This window comes from Actinotalea ferrariae CF5-4 (assembly GCF_000603945.1).
Taxonomy (GTDB): domain Bacteria; phylum Actinomycetota; class Actinomycetes; order Actinomycetales; family Cellulomonadaceae; genus Actinotalea; species Actinotalea ferrariae.
The window spans coordinates 1-303 of record NZ_AXCW01000626.1; the positions used below are offsets into that span (position 1 = coordinate 1).

Below are 303 nucleotides of genomic sequence, written 5' to 3' on the forward strand. Positions count from 1 at the left end.
CTGCGGCGGGTGATCTACACGACGAACTCGATCGAGTCGCTGAACTACCAGCTGCGAAAGGTGACCAAAAACCGCGGCCACTTCCCCTCCGACGACGCCGCCCGCAAACTGCTGTGGCTGGCGATCTGCAACATCGAGGACCGTCGCGCCCGTGAGCGCGCCAAGGAACGCGGCAAGCCCGCGAGCGAGCGCAAGGCATCGGGCCGGCTCGTCGAGGGTCAGGTCACCACGAACTGGAAGCAAGCCCTCGCCCAACTCGCCGTGGCCTACCCCGAACGCATCAACCCCTACCTGACCTACTGA

At 65.3% G+C, this 303-nt stretch carries 1 protein-coding gene; it reads left to right on the forward strand.

The genetic code is table 11. The features are described 5' to 3' along the window. A partial coding sequence (locus N866_RS19520; RefSeq protein ID WP_034230177.1) for an IS256 family transposase occupies nt 1-303 on the forward strand: 303 nt, incomplete at its 5' end.